Origin of the sequence: Limnospira sp. (genome assembly GCF_051859755.1) — a bacterium.
In the GTDB taxonomy this organism is placed as follows: Bacteria; Cyanobacteriota; Cyanobacteriia; order Cyanobacteriales; family Microcoleaceae; genus Limnospira; species Limnospira fusiformis.
The window spans coordinates 1-14,023 of sequence record NZ_JBIMLI010000137.1 but is presented as its reverse complement, the minus strand read 5'-3'; the positions used below and the strand labels follow the sequence as shown (position 1 = coordinate 14,023).

The window sequence follows — 14,023 nt, the reverse complement described above, 5'->3', positions numbered from 1 at the left end:
TGTCTGAGGTCGTAACTATAGGGGGCTGGCATTTTTGGTCTTCTTAGTCATCTCGTCCTCTCCATTATACGTCCTAACTTTCCTGTCTTGTGCTATATAAACAGTTATAGGGATGGTCAGAGCTTAACCTCTTATATCCAGCGAATCGGGGCTGGAATCCTCACCCGGTGGTTATTTCAGCCATTCCAGCCTTATTTCATACCCGAACGTCTTGCACTATCCCAATCATTATAGCACTACGAGAGTAGGTTATGAAGTATACAGCTTGTTCGATATTTAATTAGTACAGTAACTGCATTTAGTAAACCAGTTCTTAAACGTATTTGTTCCCATCAGCATTAGAGCCAGTTTAATTAACTGTTCTAGTGCTTCCATTGCTCGTGTTGGAAACATTCTGACCACTGACTTAACCGTTGACCACAACATTTCAATAGGATTGAAATCTGGTGAGTAGGGTGGTAAATATTCTACTCTGGCTCCCGTAGCAGTGATCATTTCTTCAATGCCCTCCATTTTATGGATATTAAGGTTATCCATAACTACGACATCCCCTGGATTCAGTCTCGGAACCAAGTCCTGTTCAATAAAATCCTGAAAATCTTTACCTTTCATAGAGCCTTCTATGACTTTTTTAGCTACCACTCTTTCGATACTTATGGCTCCAATTCAGGTAATTTTTCTGCCTTAATAAAAGGGTCTTAAACATCATGCTTTTTTGCCTTTTTTACTCCTAGCCATAGAGGGACTCATCCCTACACAGAAAGCTGTCTCATCAATGAATATCATTTTTGAGGTACATCTCTCACCCGCTCTCGGTAATCAAATCGCTGTTGTTGACCTTCTTCCGTTGCTACCTTTTCTGACCGGTAAGTTTTTTTTAAGAGTTAGTTCTTCTTTTTTGAGGAATTCACACATTCCTCCGACGCTGACATAAACATCCAGCTCATTTAGGAGATGTTCTCGATACTGTCGAACTGTCCCATCTGGGTAATCTTGTACCATCTGAATAATAAAGTCTCGATAAGATTATAGCTGGCTAGGACGATTTAGCCCGGGCTTTTGAGGAGTTATATCTTGAGTTTCTCGAGATTTTTTGATATAACTATGAACAGTAGCAGGACTCATCATAAATTGCTCTGCAAGTTGCCTAATTGAGCCTTAGCCTAATTGATAGGCGGTGACCACTTTTTTCCTAAGAGCAACAGAATAACGGCTCATGGGTGAATCCAGTTGGAATTGAGTTTAGCCCTAGTTGATCACCAAGTTGTTATAGGTATTCATTGTTACACATATTTAATGAACAAGCTGTAATTGATAGAAATGAAGCAGGGAAAGGGAGTATGACAGCACCATTAAGTAATGATTGGCGGAAACGGGCGATCGCGGCGGTCAAAAGCGGACAGAAGAAAAGTCGAGTCGCCCGTCAGTTTTAAATCAGTCGAAATACTTTGGACTTGTGGCTCAAAAGAGAAGAGGAAACGGGAAGCTATCAAGCAATTCAGCCTCATCAAAAAGGGCCGAAACCCAAAATCCCAGATGAAAATCGATTCAGAGAGTTGATTTGGAAACATAAAGACAAGACACAAAAGCAAATCGCCGAACTTTGGGGAGAAGGTGTGACCCAACAGAATGTCGGCAATGCTTGTCAAAAGTGGGGGATAACTCGCAAAAAAAACTTACTGATATGAAGAAAGGGGATGAAGAGAAAAGGAGAAAATTTGAGGAAAAGTTATCAAAAACGGATAAAAAAAGGTTGATTTATGTGGATGAATCGGGATTTGACAATCGAGATGATTATCCATTAGGCTATAGTCCAAAAGGAGAAAGGTGTCATGCACTCAAGTCGGGAAAAAGGACAGAAAGAGTCAGTTGGATCGGTGATTTAGGATGGCCCAAGTTGTTCACCCCTTTGACTTTTGAAGGGTCATGTAACCGAAACTTATTTGAAGCGTGGCTTGACCGATGTTTGCTCCCTCAGCTAGAAGAGGGAGATATTATTATTCTTGACAATGGGAGTTTTCATCACGGTGAAAGCATAAAAGAAATGGTAGAAGAAGTGGGATGCGAAATCTGGTACTTGCCAGCTTATTCACCAGATTTGAATAAAATTGAAAATTGGTGGTCTCCCTTAAAGACATGGATGAGACCAAAACTTAAAGACTTTGAAGCGGTGAGAGAATGTGTAGATGCAGCGTTCAAAAGCTGTACTAATGTATTTGCGTATTGCTATATTTGATGAAAAAGGCTGACCAAGCCCTATATCGTGCTAAAGCTGCCGGACGAAATAAAGTTCAATACTCAACTACACTCACAAACCGGATTCAGCTACCTTAATCACTGAACCCGGAATTGAGAAGTTTTAGGAAATCTTCGCCACGTCAGCAAATCGAATTTTCAAATAATCTTCCTCCATTTTCGCCCCGGAAGGCTGCAAAGCCGCTAACGCTTGGGGTAAAACTAAATTGCGGCGGTGGTTCCCAATACGGATATTTAACTCATCACCCGTCTTGTTTAACTGTATCTGTTCCTTGGGAATTCCCGGTAAATATAACTCCAAACTATAGTATTCTTTATCTTGGATAACCCGCATAGTATTTTCCTGATAATAAACCAGAGTCGGGTCTTCATCTTTATACAAAATATCCTTGAGTTGCTCTAAGGCTTCAAAACCGCACATTTCCTTAGTAAATAGTTCTACTTCTTTGACAGGAAGAGGGCGGAAATTATCATGTATTTCCTGGCGATATTGCTGTTGGTTCTCCTTCCAGCGTTGGAAAAATGGATCGGTTACTGAGTCGGGGATAATCCGATTCGCAATCACTAAATCCGTGGCTACATTGTACAAACTCAGATAAGCATGGGCGCGCAAGGATTCTTTAATTACCATTTTTTCTGGGTTAGTTACCAGACGCACTGAGGTTTTCTGATTATCAGTTAATACCTTTTCTAAGGCTTCGATTTGCTCGTAAAATTCATAGGGTGCATCCATTACTTCTTTGTCCGGGAGGGAAAAACCAGCAATAGGTTTAAAGATGGGTTCCACTAAAGGACGCAGAGCGGCCGACATCCCTTGTAACGGTTTATAAAATTTTCTCATATACCACCCACCTACCTCCGGCAAACTTAATAGGCGCAGAGCAGTCCCTGTGGGCGCTGAGTCAATGATGAGAACCTCAAATTCCCCCTCGTCATAGTGCCGCTTCATTCGCACCAAGCCGAAAATTTCGTCCATTCCGGGAAGGATAGCCAATTCCTCGGCTTGAACGCCATCAAGTCCCCGCGCTTGCAGAACTTGAGTGATATAGCGTTTGACAGCCCCCCAGTTTCCCTCTAATTCCATCAGTGCGTCTAGTTCTGCGCCCCATAGGTTGGGTTTCACCTGGCGAGGTTCATGGCCGAGGGGTTCATCAAAACTATCTGCTAGGGAGTGGGCTGGGTCTGTACTTAATACCAGGGTTTTATAGCCTAGTTCGGCACACCGTAAGCCTGTAGCCGCGGCAACGGAGGTTTTACCAACGCCTCCTTTTCCGGTCATTAAAATCACGCGCATATAGTTTTGAGTCCCGCTTAAAATATGTTTACATTATTCTAACGTTTAGGGCTGTTTTGTTGAAAAAGCTGTTTGACTACGGCGAGGCGGGAACAGTTCCAGTAGTCTATGTGGCGGTCAATTAAGCCTTCTGGGTTGATGTGTAGGTGGCTGTAACCGGGGATGGATAGTCGCGGAGCCCAGGGCAGTACAGATACGGTCCAACTGAGAGTCCATTGGGTCTCGATGGTGTCCCCAGATTCCGAAATATCATGTAAGTCTAATTGGATATCCTGAAACCAGGTGGCCATGAAGTTGATCATTTTTTGATAGCGATCGCATCCCGAAAATTCATTAACAGGGTCTTTAAAATAAACGTTGTCTGCATAAATACTATAGGTTTGATTATCGGGAAAGTTTTGATAATCTTGTTTGATGGTTTCAATGAGATGGTGAGCAACCATAGGATTAATTTGAGTTTTTTTTGATGGGATTGTAGCCGATATTTCTCGGATTACTAAAGATATGAAATATCCCTAAATATCGCCGTCAATTTATGGCACAGGTTGACGGGATTATAACATTTATGGTAAAATATGTCAATGGCTATGTATATATCAGTTTTCCCGTTACAACTAATAATGATAATGGTGGCGCAACTGGGTTTAATGATATGTATAAATACTCTAGGCAACCATTTTGGTTATGGATAGTTCAATAATGATTAAATCCTGGTTATTATGGGACTAGCATATATCAAAATCCCGGTTGATGATTAGTGTTGATCAATCAGCCGAAAATTCGGAAAGTTCAATTCACAGGAGTAAAAATACCTTATGACCAATTCGGAAATTCCCACATCGAAACCTATCAGAGATTCTCTCCATCATACCATTGTGGTCGTGGGTGGGGGAGCGGCTGGTATAACTGTGGCAGCCCAAATTTTACAACAAGATAGTAGCCTAGATATAGCTATTATTGAACCCTCAGATAAACACTACTATCAACCAGCTTGGACTTTAGTAGGTGGTGGTGCTTATCGTCTTGAAGATACTATCCGGGAGGAAAAAGACTGTATTCCGGCGGGTGCTACCTGGTTGAAAGCAGCAGCAAAAACCTTTGAACCAGAGCAAAATCTAGTGATTCTCGAAGATGGACGAGCCGTCCACTATGATTATCTGATAGTTTGTCCAGGGATTCAAATAGACTGGGATAAAGTAGAAGGGTTAACAGATGCGATCGGGAAAAATGGCGTAACTAGCAACTATTCTAAAGAGTATGCACCGTATACCTGGGAAGTGATCAAGAATTTTCCAGGTGGGAATGCTATTTTCACTTTTCCGGCGACTCCTATTAAGTGTGCGGGAGCGCCTCAAAAAATCATGTATTTGGCGGATGATACTTTCATCAAAAATGGAGTTAAGAATAAGTCGAATGTGATTTATGCCACTCCGGGAGCCAAAATTTTTGGGATAACAGGCTACTGTGAATCTTTAGAAAAGATTGCCGCGCGCCGAAATATTGATGTCAAATATAAGCATAATCTGAAAGCGATTATTCCCTCAAGCCAGGAAGCAGTTTTTGAAAAAACCACGGAGGCGGGAGTAGAGGAAATCAGGATTAAATATGATATGATTCATGTCACGCCGCCAATGAGTGCCCCTGATTTTATTAAAAACAGTCCTTTAGCGGTGAAAGAGGGACCCACGAAAGGTTGGGTAGATGTAGACAAATACACGCTGCAACATAATGTTTATCCGAATGTTTTTAGCTTAGGGGATGCTTCGTCTCTTCCCAATTCTAAAACGGCGGCTGCTATTCGGCGACAAGCACCCGCATTAGTGGAGAATTTGTTAGCGGTGATGGCTGCTAAACAACTAGGGGGAAAATATGGCGGGTATGCTTGCTGTCCGTTGGTAACAGGTTATGGGCGGACAATTATGGCAGAGTTTGATTATGATGGTGTTCCGAAATCTAGTTTTCCATTCGACCCGACGGAAGAACGTTATAGTATGTGGTTAGTGAAGCGCTATGTTTTGCCTTGGCTGTATTGGAATCGGATGTTAAAAGGGAAACCGTTTGAGGCGGATATGTTAGCGGGAATCAAATCTTAGGCTAACTTGTCAATACTGAGTAAATCCCGACACTGACCTAGGCAATTAGGGACAGTGGCGGGTGATTAATTAGGAAGCTAGAATGCTTCTTGAAGAACTCGGAGCTTTTCAAACTGTTTGTTTTGCTGATTTATCTGAACCGATAGGGAATCACAGACTAACTCACACAACTCAAATAGGAAAGGATTAGCAATTTCATAATAAACATTAACCCCCTGTTGCCGGCGAGTGACAATCCCAGCTTGAGCAAGCATTTTTAAGTGTTTGGAAACGTTAGCTTGTCCTAAACCAGTGGCTTCAATAATTTGAGTAACATTTTTGGCACCAGTTTTTAAGCAGCAAACAATCTGGAGGCGACTGACTTCGGAAAGAACCTTAAAAAAGTCAGCCATAAGAGTCAATGCCTCGGGTGGAAGTTTGGAGACTCCGCACTCCCCAGAATTGGATTCAAGCTGGAATTGTGATGCTTTGACGGAAGATTTTGTCATGATTAAGTTAGGTGAGTTGAATAAGTTATAGGAAAGGTGTGCTTACTATATTACCACACAGTAGAGGTTGTTGTCTCATTTATTTGAGGCTGATTTATGATGGGTAGAGTAGCGATCGCCTCAAGGAACCCGAAAGGAAACCCCGGCTTTAAGCTACAATTGAGGAAGTGTATGACATTGTATTAGGTATCGCCATCAGGTAATTAAGCAATCTGGCCAACTACCCTCACCCCCCCATCCCATGACTGATTCGACCGATGACACAATTTTAATTGTCGAGGATAACCGCTCAAATCTGAGTTTGATTGCGGATACGATCGCCAATGTGGGTTGTAAAATAGCGATCGCCACCAATGGCATTGAAGCGATCGCCCAAGCGGAAGCGATCCAACCGGATCTGATTCTGCTGGATATCGTCATGCCTAAGATGGACGGCTTTGAAACCTGTCGCCGTCTGAAACAGAACCCTTCAACCTGTAATATCCCAGTAATTCTGATGACAGCCCTAGACGATACGGCCGATAAGGTGAAAGGCTTATCCCTAGGAGCAGTAGACTATATTACGAAACCGTTTCAGCCAGAAGAAGTGCTGGCCCGTGTTAATGTACATTTAAAGATCCGTTACCTAACCCAACAACTAGCCGATCGCAACTTCCAACTAGAACAGAGAGTAGCGGAACGCACCCACGAACTAACCCAGGCCCTAGATAACCTGCGAAAATTTCAACTACAACTGGTTCAGAGTGAAAAAATGTCTACCTTGGGTCAACTGGTGGCTGGGGTAGCCCATGAAATCAATAATCCGATTGGTTTTATCGAAGCGAATTTGAGTCATGCGAGTATTTATGTGTTCGACTTGCTGAAACACCTGCAAATGTACCAGCAGATGTTCCCGGACCCACCGCCGGATCTTGAACATCACGCGGAGGATATCGATCTTGAATATCTGATGGAGGATCTACCTCAACTGATTGCTTCCATGCGAGTGGGGACAGAACGCATCCGCAATATTAGCCAAAGTCTGAGGACTTTCTCACGCTCCGATGAGAATAATGTGGTATTGTTCGACTTGCATCAAGGTATTGAAAGCACTTTGCTAATTTTACAGCATCGATTAAAAGCGAATCCCGATCGACCTGCGATCATGGTGATTAAAGAATATGGGTACCTTCCGCCGATTAGATGCTACCCCAGCCAGATGAATCAGGTATTCATGAATTTGATCACTAATGGTATTGATGCGATCGAGTATGCTAGTGAGGGTTCCAGCTATGAGGACTTAGAGAAAGACCCCCACTGGATCAAAATTACCACTGAGCTGGGAGAAGATGGCACATCAGCAGTGATTAGGATTGAAGATAATGGAATTGGTATGACTGCACAAGTGCAAGAGAAAATTTTTGATTATCTATTTACGACTAAATCTATTGGTAAGGGTACAGGTATTGGGTTAGCTATCTCTCGCCATATTATCGAAGAAAAACACCGAGGTAAGTTAACCTGTACCTCCCAAATCGACTCAGGGGCTAGGTTCACGATTACTATTCCACTGGTAACGGAGGACTCGGACTAGACCATCCATTCGGAAGCCCTACCCCCCAAGTCAATGGGAATACTGACGGCTTTTCCTAGCCGGGGGCGATCGCGAGTGTTCAGGATATAATTGGTAACCTGTTCTGCTCCTCCCAAACTGGTGAGATAATCAGCGATCGCATTGAGGTGATCGAGATACTCAGCCTCACCCAAATGAAAAGAAGCCTGTTCTAGGTACTTCCACATAACTTGGACAAAAATTTTGCCCCGCGTCCGCCGCAGTTGGATATCATAGGAGACTCCCCACTTGTTTAACAGAAGTTGTCGTAAGTCCTGGCCCGTCATAAGCACCTCTTGCATGGACTGAGAAAGAACTGAGAATCCTCGCGCCGTTTGTCGTGGGAATGTGAAAAGTTGCATGATCTGGAAATACTCGATAGCCGCTTTGGCCGACTCTATTTAAAGGGCGGATGTAGCGGCAAAGGCGAATAAATTCGCTTACCTACTATTGCTATCTTTTCATTGATATGCCATAATAGCATAACCTTGTTAAGTTGGGCAATAATTGTATACAAGTTCAAAATAAAAGCCAAACCATCTCAGTACCAAGCTATAGATGAGGCTATTCGCACATCTCAGTTCATCCAAAACAAATGTTTGCGCTATTGGATGGACAATAAGAGGGTGGGAAAATATGACCTTAATAAATATTGTGCTGTCTTAGCGGCTGAGTTTCCTTGGGCTAATGAATTGAACTCGATGGCTACACAATCAGCGGCTGAACGCGCTTGGTTGGCTATTTCTCGCTTCTACGATAACTGTCAGAAAAAAGTTAAGGGGAAAAAGGGATTTCCTAAGTTCAAGAAAAATGCTCGCTCAGTTGAATATAAAACTAGCGGATGGAAACTTTCGGAAACCAGAAAAGCTATTACCTTTTCTGACAAAAAAGGTATCGGAACTCTGAAATTCAAGGGAACCTGGGACCTCAACTACTACGATATCAAGCAAATTAAACGAGTCCGATTAGTCCGCCGGGCTGACGGATACTATGCTCAATTTGCGATCGCTGTCAATGTCAGGATAGAGACTGAACCCACTCATAAAATAGTAAGTTTAGACTTAGGAATTAGATAATTTATTGCTGACAATAAAGGCAATGTTGAACCATCTCCCAAGTTCTACCGCCAAGCTGAAAAGCAGTTAAAGAGAGCCAATCGAAAGAAGTCTAAAAAGTACAGTCCAGCTAAAAAAACAGCCCAAAAAAAGCAATCAAACAACTATCACCAAGCTAGAAATAGATATGCTCGTAAGCATTTAAGAGTAAGTAGGCAGCGAAAAGAATATTGCAAGAGATTGGCGTATTCCGTTATCCAATCTAACGATTTGGTCGCCTATGAAGATTTGAACAAAAATAGCGACGCATTCCCCCACCTCGCCGAACGGCAGGTGGGGGTCAAGGAGCTGCCGATCTGACAAGCCTTGGGGTAACAAGCGCGTTATGGCAACCAACAAATCCACATCAATCGTCCGTACAGACCGATGGAATCTTAACCCGACAGCAGCAGCGCGAGTGCTGTTGAGCCAAACGGTTGAGGTCTCCCGTCGTGTCTGTCGGCATTTGATAGGAATTATCTTAACTCATTGGCCGTCTCTCGGAGGGTTATCGAGTCAAAAACGGGTTCTAGTCGTTGAGAAACTGATTCACCAAACCGCCAAGAACCCCAACCCCAAATACCGGCAATTTGACCAGACCTTTTACAAGTTCCCCAGCTATTACCGGAGGGCAGCGATTGTCTTGGCCGCCGGCCAAGTCAGTAGCTAAATTGACGGATTAAGCATCATTTAGGGAAGCGATCGCCTCTATAGCAGCCTCCAAAGCGATCGCCAGATGAGTCCAATGAGTCCCCCCCTGACAGAAAACAATATAGGGTTCTCGCAAAGGACCATCAGCGGAAAACTCAGAGGTACTACCATCAATAAAAGTCCCCCCCGCCATAACCAACTCACTCTCATATCCAGGCATTTCCCCAGGAACCGGGTCAAGATAGGACCCAATAGGGGAAAACTTCTGCCAAATGCGACAAAAAGCCACCAACTTATCGGGTGAACCCAACTCGATCGCCTGAATAATATCGCGCCGAGGTATCAGAGGCGCAGGATTAACCCGATAACCAAACTGGTCAAACACATAAGCAATCAAATGTCCTCCCTTAACCGCTTCCGCCACCATCTGAGGCGCAAGAAATAGCCCCTGAAACAGCAATCGGTATTGTTCAAAGGTTGCCCCCCCACTGCTACCAATACCGGGCGCGGTGAGGCGACAGGCGGCCGCTTCTACCAATTCTGAACGCCCAGCCACATAACCCCCCGCCGCGGCAATAGTACCCCCCGGATTTTTAATCAGGGAACCTGCCATCAAATCAGCCCCCACCGCCGTCGGTTCCAGGTCTTCCACAAACTCGCCATAGCAGTTGTCCACAAAACAGATGGTATCAGGATTTTGTGCCTTCACCATCTGCACAACCCTCTCAATATCAGCAATGGAAAGGGAATTGCGCCAGGAATAGCCACAGGACCGCTGAATCAAAACCAAACGAGTATGGGGTGCGATCGCTGTTGATAAAGCCGACCAATCCAAACTTCCATCAGCACAAAGATCTAATTGTCGGTAAAGTATGCCAAACTCTATTAAGGAACCTTGACCTTTTCCGCGTAAACCGATAACCTCTTCGAGGGTATCGTAGGGAGAACCAACTACGGCCAGCATCTCATCCCCTGGACGCAGACACCCAAAAAGGGCACAGGCGATCGCATGAGTTCCAGAAACAAACTGGACTCTTACCGCCGCCGCCTCTGCGCCCATAACATCCGCAAACACGCGATCGAAAGTTTGACGACCGAGATCATCGTGTCCGTAGCCGGAAACTCCGGCAAAATGATGGGTTCCTACCCGGTGAGTACGGAAAGCATCTAACACTCGTCGGAGGTGATGCTTGACCTTAGCGTCAATTCCCGAAAAAATTGGGGATAATGCCTGTGGCGCTTCATGTAGCGACTCTATGCTGTGTCTCATTACCTGACTAAAGCTGAATTAGGGGTGCTGCATATTATGCCGCCAACAGGTCCGGTCTGTTCAAAAATTTGATATTCATGACGATTGCAACTGAAACCAAACTCAAACTCGACTGGATGACCATAGTATTTATGGCATTCCTCCACATTGGCGCACTTTTTGTGCTAGTCCCAAGTAATTTTAGCTGGGCTGCAGTTGGTCTGGCTTTATTTTTGCACTGGGTAACTGGTGGCTTAGGAATTACCCTAGGGTTTCACCGCTTAATCACCCACCGCAGTTTTGAAACTCCCAAATGGCTAGAATATTTCTTGGCTTTTTGCGGCACTTTAGCCTGTCAAGGAGGACCTATCCAGTGGGTCGGTTTACACCGTATGCACCATCTGTACTCTGATCAAACCCTTGACCCCCACGACTCTAACAAGGGTTTTTGGTGGAGTCACATGGGTTGGATGTTGCGGGAAATTCCTGCTGATGCTGATGTTCCCCGCTTTACCAAAGATATCAACGAAGACCCAGTTTATCTGTTCCTGCAAAATTATTTCATTCCCATCCAAGTCGCCTTGGGTGTGGTTTTATATCTTCTCGGAGGATGGCCGTTGGTCGTCTGGGGCATCTTTTTCCGCATCGTTGTGGTTTTTCATTGTACCTGGTTTGTCAATAGCGCTACTCACAAGTTTGGCTATCAAACATATCAATCTAATGATAACTCGAAAAATTGTTGGTGGGTTGCTCTTGTCACCTATGGGGAAGGCTGGCACAATAATCACCATGCTTTCCAATATTCCGCCCGTCATGGCCTGAAATGGTGGGAAATTGATTTAACCTGGATGACTATTCAACTTCTACAATTTTTGGGTTTGGCTAAAAAAGTTAAATTGGTGGAAAACTAGCCCCGGCGACAAAAGTTGTTCCTGAGTAGGTCAGAAGCTAACTTAGACTCTGACAGCCGGGTTAAGTTCACACTCTGCCATTACCCTGTACAATATGTTTCAGGGTCATTAGGCTTTCTAGGCTAATTAAACCCCGTCGATATCCTTTCTGATTCGACACTCCTAAAAACAACGCATCCCCTCGGTTTTGATGACGTGAAAATTGGGGGGATGTGTTCATGAAGGTGAGCGCACTATTGGAATTTTGGGCAAATATACGACTTTCGCTATAGGATTCGGTCGCTATACAATTGGCGTGGTTGCTGCTACACTGATTCATCATGCCGATCGCATTTTCGAGGTTTTCCACAAATCGGAAGGCTATGGTTTTTGACAAATAGGGATGATACCATTCTGAGGGTTCGGCTTCCGTTAATTCGGGAAAGTTTTGGATGAAATCGCGATCGCCTCGTAATTGGAAACCTTCTTCCTGCAAACTATTTAAGAGTCGCACTAGGGAAGAGTTTTTTTGATGAGGGTCAATTAAGACCTTTTCGATCGCATTTACTGGGTCGGGTTCACTTTTATGGCTATCCGTAATCATCCACCGGACTAAATCCATACTAGCGGTAGCAGACCAGTAAAGATAACAATTCCCCATGGCTGTTTTCAGAATAGGAACTGTGGCTTTATTAATCACTTCTTGGATTAATTGGGGTCGCCCGTATGGTATAATCAGGTTGATATATCTGTCTTCGGTGACTAAATCGGGGATAGGATGATCAGGGTCAGCGGGAACAAATTCTAAACATCCCGGCGGCATTCGCGCATCTTCTAGGGCTGATTGTAGGGTTTCGGCGATAATTTGATTGGAAGAGTTAGCCTCACTACTTCCCTGGAGAATTAAACTATTAGCAGTTTTGAGAGCAAAACCGGCGGCGATCGCCCCTAATTCAGGAAAAGCCTCGTAAATGAGGGCAATGACTCCCAGGGGTATATACTGATAATAGCCCTTATACTGTTTGATTTGGTAAGGAGCGCTAACCACCCGACCGATAGGATCGGAGATGGTGCTTAACCTTTCCAATACCTTAATCGCGTTTTCTAGGCGAACTGGAGTCAGTTTTAACCAATCTCCAATCACTTCGGAAACCCCCATTTCTCTGCTGGCTTCCAAGTCAAGGGTGTTCGCTTCCAGAATGTCATTTTTTCGTTGTTTGAGACCATCAGCCATTCTGTTTATTGCTTGACCCCGATCTTCTCCTGATATCTGTGTCAATTCAAGACTGGCAAAATATGCCCGACGAGAAGGGTTTAATGGATCTGGGGTAGAAGAAAAATCATCAGTGATCATCGAGCTAACGCCTGTAAGCAAGCCAAACCATGATTGCTGGCAACATCGCCAGCATAACAGCAACTATTGCCCAAAGCAAGATGTTGCCCCCGGGAGAGTACATGGCTAGGGGTAGCCAAATCACCAGGGGGACTAGAAGCATCCCCAAAGCTAAGGGTAGATAGTGCGATCGCATTCCTGGGGTGGCGCGATACCATTGTTGTCCAGTCCACCACCAAGCCTGTTTGTAGGGGTAGTGGGTGGCTAGTTGTTCTAGGGAATAACCGCTCTCATCAACTACAAAAATCTGCTGACAGCGATCGCAACCGAAAGCCTCGGTCAAGGTAATCGGAACCAGATTACCCTTTCGACGACAGGGACAGGGATAATCACTATGTAAGTCGATTTTCTCAGGTTTGGGAGATGACACAAGCTCGCGTGGTCTTATTTAATGGAGTTAGAAACAAAAGCAAATAGTAGCTCCCATGATAGTTCAGGAACAAGAGATCTAACAACTGAAATGGAGCTAAGCGGGCTCGAACCTGATACATAGCCTATAACCCCTATTCTACCGTTACTTAGGTGTTACTCAAAACCGTAGTAGGATCCATCAATCTGTAGCCATAAAATAACCCCTAGGGGTTTAATCTAGGGGTATTGGCTTATAGGGTTGTAACGGGTAGATTAATCTATCTGATATAGCATAAGACAGAAAAGTTAGGACGTATAATGGCAAGGATATCTACAGAAGACCCAACATGCCAGCCCCCTACAGTTACGACCTTAGACAAAAAGTTATCAATGCAATTGAACTATACGGTATGTCCAAAACCAAAGCCAGTCAATTTTTCCATCTCAGCCGGAACACTATCAATCTCTGGCTCCAAAGAAAAGAACACACCGGAGACTTCCTCCCTAAACCTAATCGCCCACCTGGTCATAACCACCAAATTACCGACTGGCACAAATTCAAGGCTTTTGCCTAAGAGCATGGCCACAAAACCTCCGCTCAAATGGCTGAACTTTGGGATGACGACATCTCTCCTCGCACCATATCCAGAGCCTTGAAGAAAATTGGCTTCAC

Annotated in this window: 16 protein-coding genes and 1 pseudogene; 9 read left to right on the top strand and 8 right to left on the bottom strand. The window is 44.2% G+C overall.

Translation table 11 applies throughout. From position 1 onward, the window contains the following. Positions 1–276: 276 nt before the first annotated feature. The gene (locus ACTIE0_RS19335) at positions 277–642 is read right to left on the bottom strand and encodes a transposase (protein ID WP_071533577.1); all 366 of its coding nucleotides are present in this window, start codon (positions 640–642) and stop codon (positions 277–279) included. Between the two features lie 812 nt (positions 643–1,454). Between ACTIE0_RS19335 and ACTIE0_RS19330 the strand changes: the two genes are divergently transcribed. Further along, positions 1,455–1,688 (top strand): COG3415 family protein, encoded by a 234-nt coding sequence (locus tag ACTIE0_RS19330; protein WP_006624522.1) that lies wholly within the window; start codon positions 1,455–1,457, stop codon positions 1,686–1,688. Further along, entirely contained in the window at positions 1,652–2,236 is a 585-nt protein-coding gene (locus tag ACTIE0_RS19325) for an IS630 family transposase (RefSeq protein WP_235720271.1), read from the top strand. Before ACTIE0_RS19330 ends, ACTIE0_RS19325 begins: the two co-directional genes overlap by 37 nt. A 123-nt stretch (positions 2,237–2,359) precedes the next feature. On the opposite strand, the gene ACTIE0_RS19320 is transcribed toward ACTIE0_RS19325, so the two are convergent. Together ACTIE0_RS19320 and ACTIE0_RS19315 are read right to left on the bottom strand one after the other, a co-directional pair. Then, positions 2,360–3,550 carry a TRC40/GET3/ArsA family transport-energizing ATPase gene (locus tag ACTIE0_RS19320; RefSeq protein ID WP_006617008.1) on the bottom strand — a complete coding sequence of 397 codons (1,191 nt, stop codon included), beginning with the start codon at positions 3,548–3,550 and terminating at the stop codon, positions 2,360–2,362. A gap of 38 nt (positions 3,551–3,588) precedes the next feature. Then, on the bottom strand, positions 3,589–3,993 hold the full coding sequence (locus ACTIE0_RS19315) for a C6orf136 family protein (RefSeq protein WP_006624519.1): 405 nt from the start codon (positions 3,991–3,993) through the stop codon (positions 3,589–3,591). A 372-nt stretch (positions 3,994–4,365) separates the two neighbouring features. Between ACTIE0_RS19315 and ACTIE0_RS19310 the strand changes: the two genes are divergently transcribed. Beyond that, positions 4,366–5,643: an NAD(P)/FAD-dependent oxidoreductase gene (locus ACTIE0_RS19310; protein ID WP_006624518.1), complete on the top strand. Its 1,278-nt coding sequence runs from the start codon at positions 4,366–4,368 to the stop codon at positions 5,641–5,643. 77 nt (positions 5,644–5,720) lie between these two features. Here the strand turns inward: ACTIE0_RS19310 and ACTIE0_RS19305 are convergent, their stop codons facing one another. Then, positions 5,721–6,131 (bottom strand): ArsR/SmtB family transcription factor, encoded by a 411-nt coding sequence (locus ACTIE0_RS19305; protein WP_006624516.1) that lies wholly within the window; start codon positions 6,129–6,131, stop codon positions 5,721–5,723. Between the two features lie 241 nt (positions 6,132–6,372). Here ACTIE0_RS19305 and ACTIE0_RS19300 point away from each other — a divergent pair, with 241 nt between their 5' ends. Further along, positions 6,373–7,704 carry a hybrid sensor histidine kinase/response regulator gene (locus ACTIE0_RS19300; RefSeq protein ID WP_006624514.1) on the top strand — a complete coding sequence of 444 codons (1,332 nt, stop codon included), beginning with the start codon at positions 6,373–6,375 and terminating at the stop codon, positions 7,702–7,704. Here the strand turns inward: ACTIE0_RS19300 and ACTIE0_RS19295 are convergent. Further along, positions 7,701–8,009, bottom strand: a complete 309-nt coding sequence (locus ACTIE0_RS19295; RefSeq protein ID WP_006670351.1) for a DUF3067 family protein — start codon at positions 8,007–8,009, stop codon at positions 7,701–7,703. The genes ACTIE0_RS19300 and ACTIE0_RS19295 overlap by 4 nt on opposite strands. Positions 8,010–8,423: 414 nt before the next feature. On the opposite strand from ACTIE0_RS19295, the gene ACTIE0_RS19290 reads away from it, so the two are divergent. From ACTIE0_RS19290 to ACTIE0_RS19280, 3 genes are read left to right on the top strand one after another with little or no spacing between them, the layout of a single operon-like run. Continuing rightward, entirely contained in the window at positions 8,424–8,798 is a 375-nt protein-coding gene (locus ACTIE0_RS19290) for a hypothetical protein (RefSeq protein WP_228116370.1), read from the top strand. A gap of 3 nt (positions 8,799–8,801) precedes the next feature. Beyond that, positions 8,802–9,137, top strand: coding sequence for a transposase (locus ACTIE0_RS19285; protein WP_338085930.1), 336 nt, complete (start codon positions 8,802–8,804; stop codon positions 9,135–9,137). 25 nt (positions 9,138–9,162) lie between these two features. Then, positions 9,163–9,486, top strand: a complete 324-nt coding sequence (locus tag ACTIE0_RS19280) for a hypothetical protein (protein ID WP_006670349.1) — start codon at positions 9,163–9,165, stop codon at positions 9,484–9,486. A gap of 9 nt (positions 9,487–9,495) precedes the next feature. On the opposite strand, the gene ACTIE0_RS19275 is transcribed toward ACTIE0_RS19280, so the two are convergent. Next, positions 9,496–10,737, bottom strand: coding sequence for a methionine gamma-lyase family protein (locus ACTIE0_RS19275; protein WP_006624510.1), 1,242 nt, complete (start codon positions 10,735–10,737; stop codon positions 9,496–9,498). A 77-nt stretch (positions 10,738–10,814) separates the two neighbouring features. Here ACTIE0_RS19275 and ACTIE0_RS19270 point away from each other — a divergent pair, with 77 nt between their 5' ends. After that, entirely contained in the window at positions 10,815–11,627 is an 813-nt protein-coding gene (locus ACTIE0_RS19270) for an acyl-CoA desaturase (protein ID WP_006624509.1), read from the top strand. 67 nt (positions 11,628–11,694) lie between these two features. Here the strand turns inward: ACTIE0_RS19270 and ACTIE0_RS19265 are convergent, their stop codons facing one another. Both ACTIE0_RS19265 and ACTIE0_RS19260 read right to left on the bottom strand, forming a co-directional pair. Then, positions 11,695–12,960 carry a glutamate-5-semialdehyde dehydrogenase gene (locus tag ACTIE0_RS19265; protein ID WP_006624508.1) on the bottom strand — a complete coding sequence of 422 codons (1,266 nt, stop codon included), beginning with the start codon at positions 12,958–12,960 and terminating at the stop codon, positions 11,695–11,697. Positions 12,961–12,964: 4 nt separating this feature from the next. Further along, positions 12,965–13,369, bottom strand: coding sequence for a hypothetical protein (locus ACTIE0_RS19260; RefSeq protein ID WP_006624507.1), 405 nt, complete (start codon positions 13,367–13,369; stop codon positions 12,965–12,967). 328 nt (positions 13,370–13,697) lie between these two features. On the opposite strand from ACTIE0_RS19260, the pseudogene ACTIE0_RS19255 reads away from it, so the two are divergent. After that, positions 13,698–14,023, top strand: a pseudogene (locus ACTIE0_RS19255) (IS630 transposase-related protein); the annotation flags it as partial.

Bases quoted from the DNA above. Each gene is read 5' to 3' on its own strand.
- ACTIE0_RS19320 (WP_006617008.1), bottom strand. From the start codon at position 3,550: ATGCGCGTGATTTTAATGACCGGAAAAGGAGGCGTTGGTAAAACCTCC.
- ACTIE0_RS19315 (WP_006624519.1), bottom strand. From the start codon at position 3,993: ATGGTTGCTCACCATCTCATTGAAACCATCAAACAAGATTATCAAAAC.
- ACTIE0_RS19310 (WP_006624518.1), top strand. From the start codon at position 4,366: ATGACCAATTCGGAAATTCCCACATCGAAACCTATCAGAGATTCTCTC.
- ACTIE0_RS19305 (WP_006624516.1), bottom strand. From the start codon at position 6,131: ATGACAAAATCTTCCGTCAAAGCATCACAATTCCAGCTTGAATCCAAT.
- ACTIE0_RS19300 (WP_006624514.1), top strand. From the start codon at position 6,373: ATGACTGATTCGACCGATGACACAATTTTAATTGTCGAGGATAACCGC.
- ACTIE0_RS19295 (WP_006670351.1), bottom strand. From the start codon at position 8,009: ATGACGGGCCAGGACTTACGACAACTTCTGTTAAACAAGTGGGGAGTC.
- ACTIE0_RS19290 (WP_228116370.1), top strand. From the start codon at position 8,424: ATGGCTACACAATCAGCGGCTGAACGCGCTTGGTTGGCTATTTCTCGC.
- ACTIE0_RS19280 (WP_006670349.1), top strand. From the start codon at position 9,163: ATGGCAACCAACAAATCCACATCAATCGTCCGTACAGACCGATGGAAT.
- ACTIE0_RS19275 (WP_006624510.1), bottom strand. From the start codon at position 10,737: ATGAGACACAGCATAGAGTCGCTACATGAAGCGCCACAGGCATTATCC.
- ACTIE0_RS19270 (WP_006624509.1), top strand. From the start codon at position 10,815: ATGACGATTGCAACTGAAACCAAACTCAAACTCGACTGGATGACCATA.
- ACTIE0_RS19265 (WP_006624508.1), bottom strand. From the start codon at position 12,960: ATGATCACTGATGATTTTTCTTCTACCCCAGATCCATTAAACCCTTCT.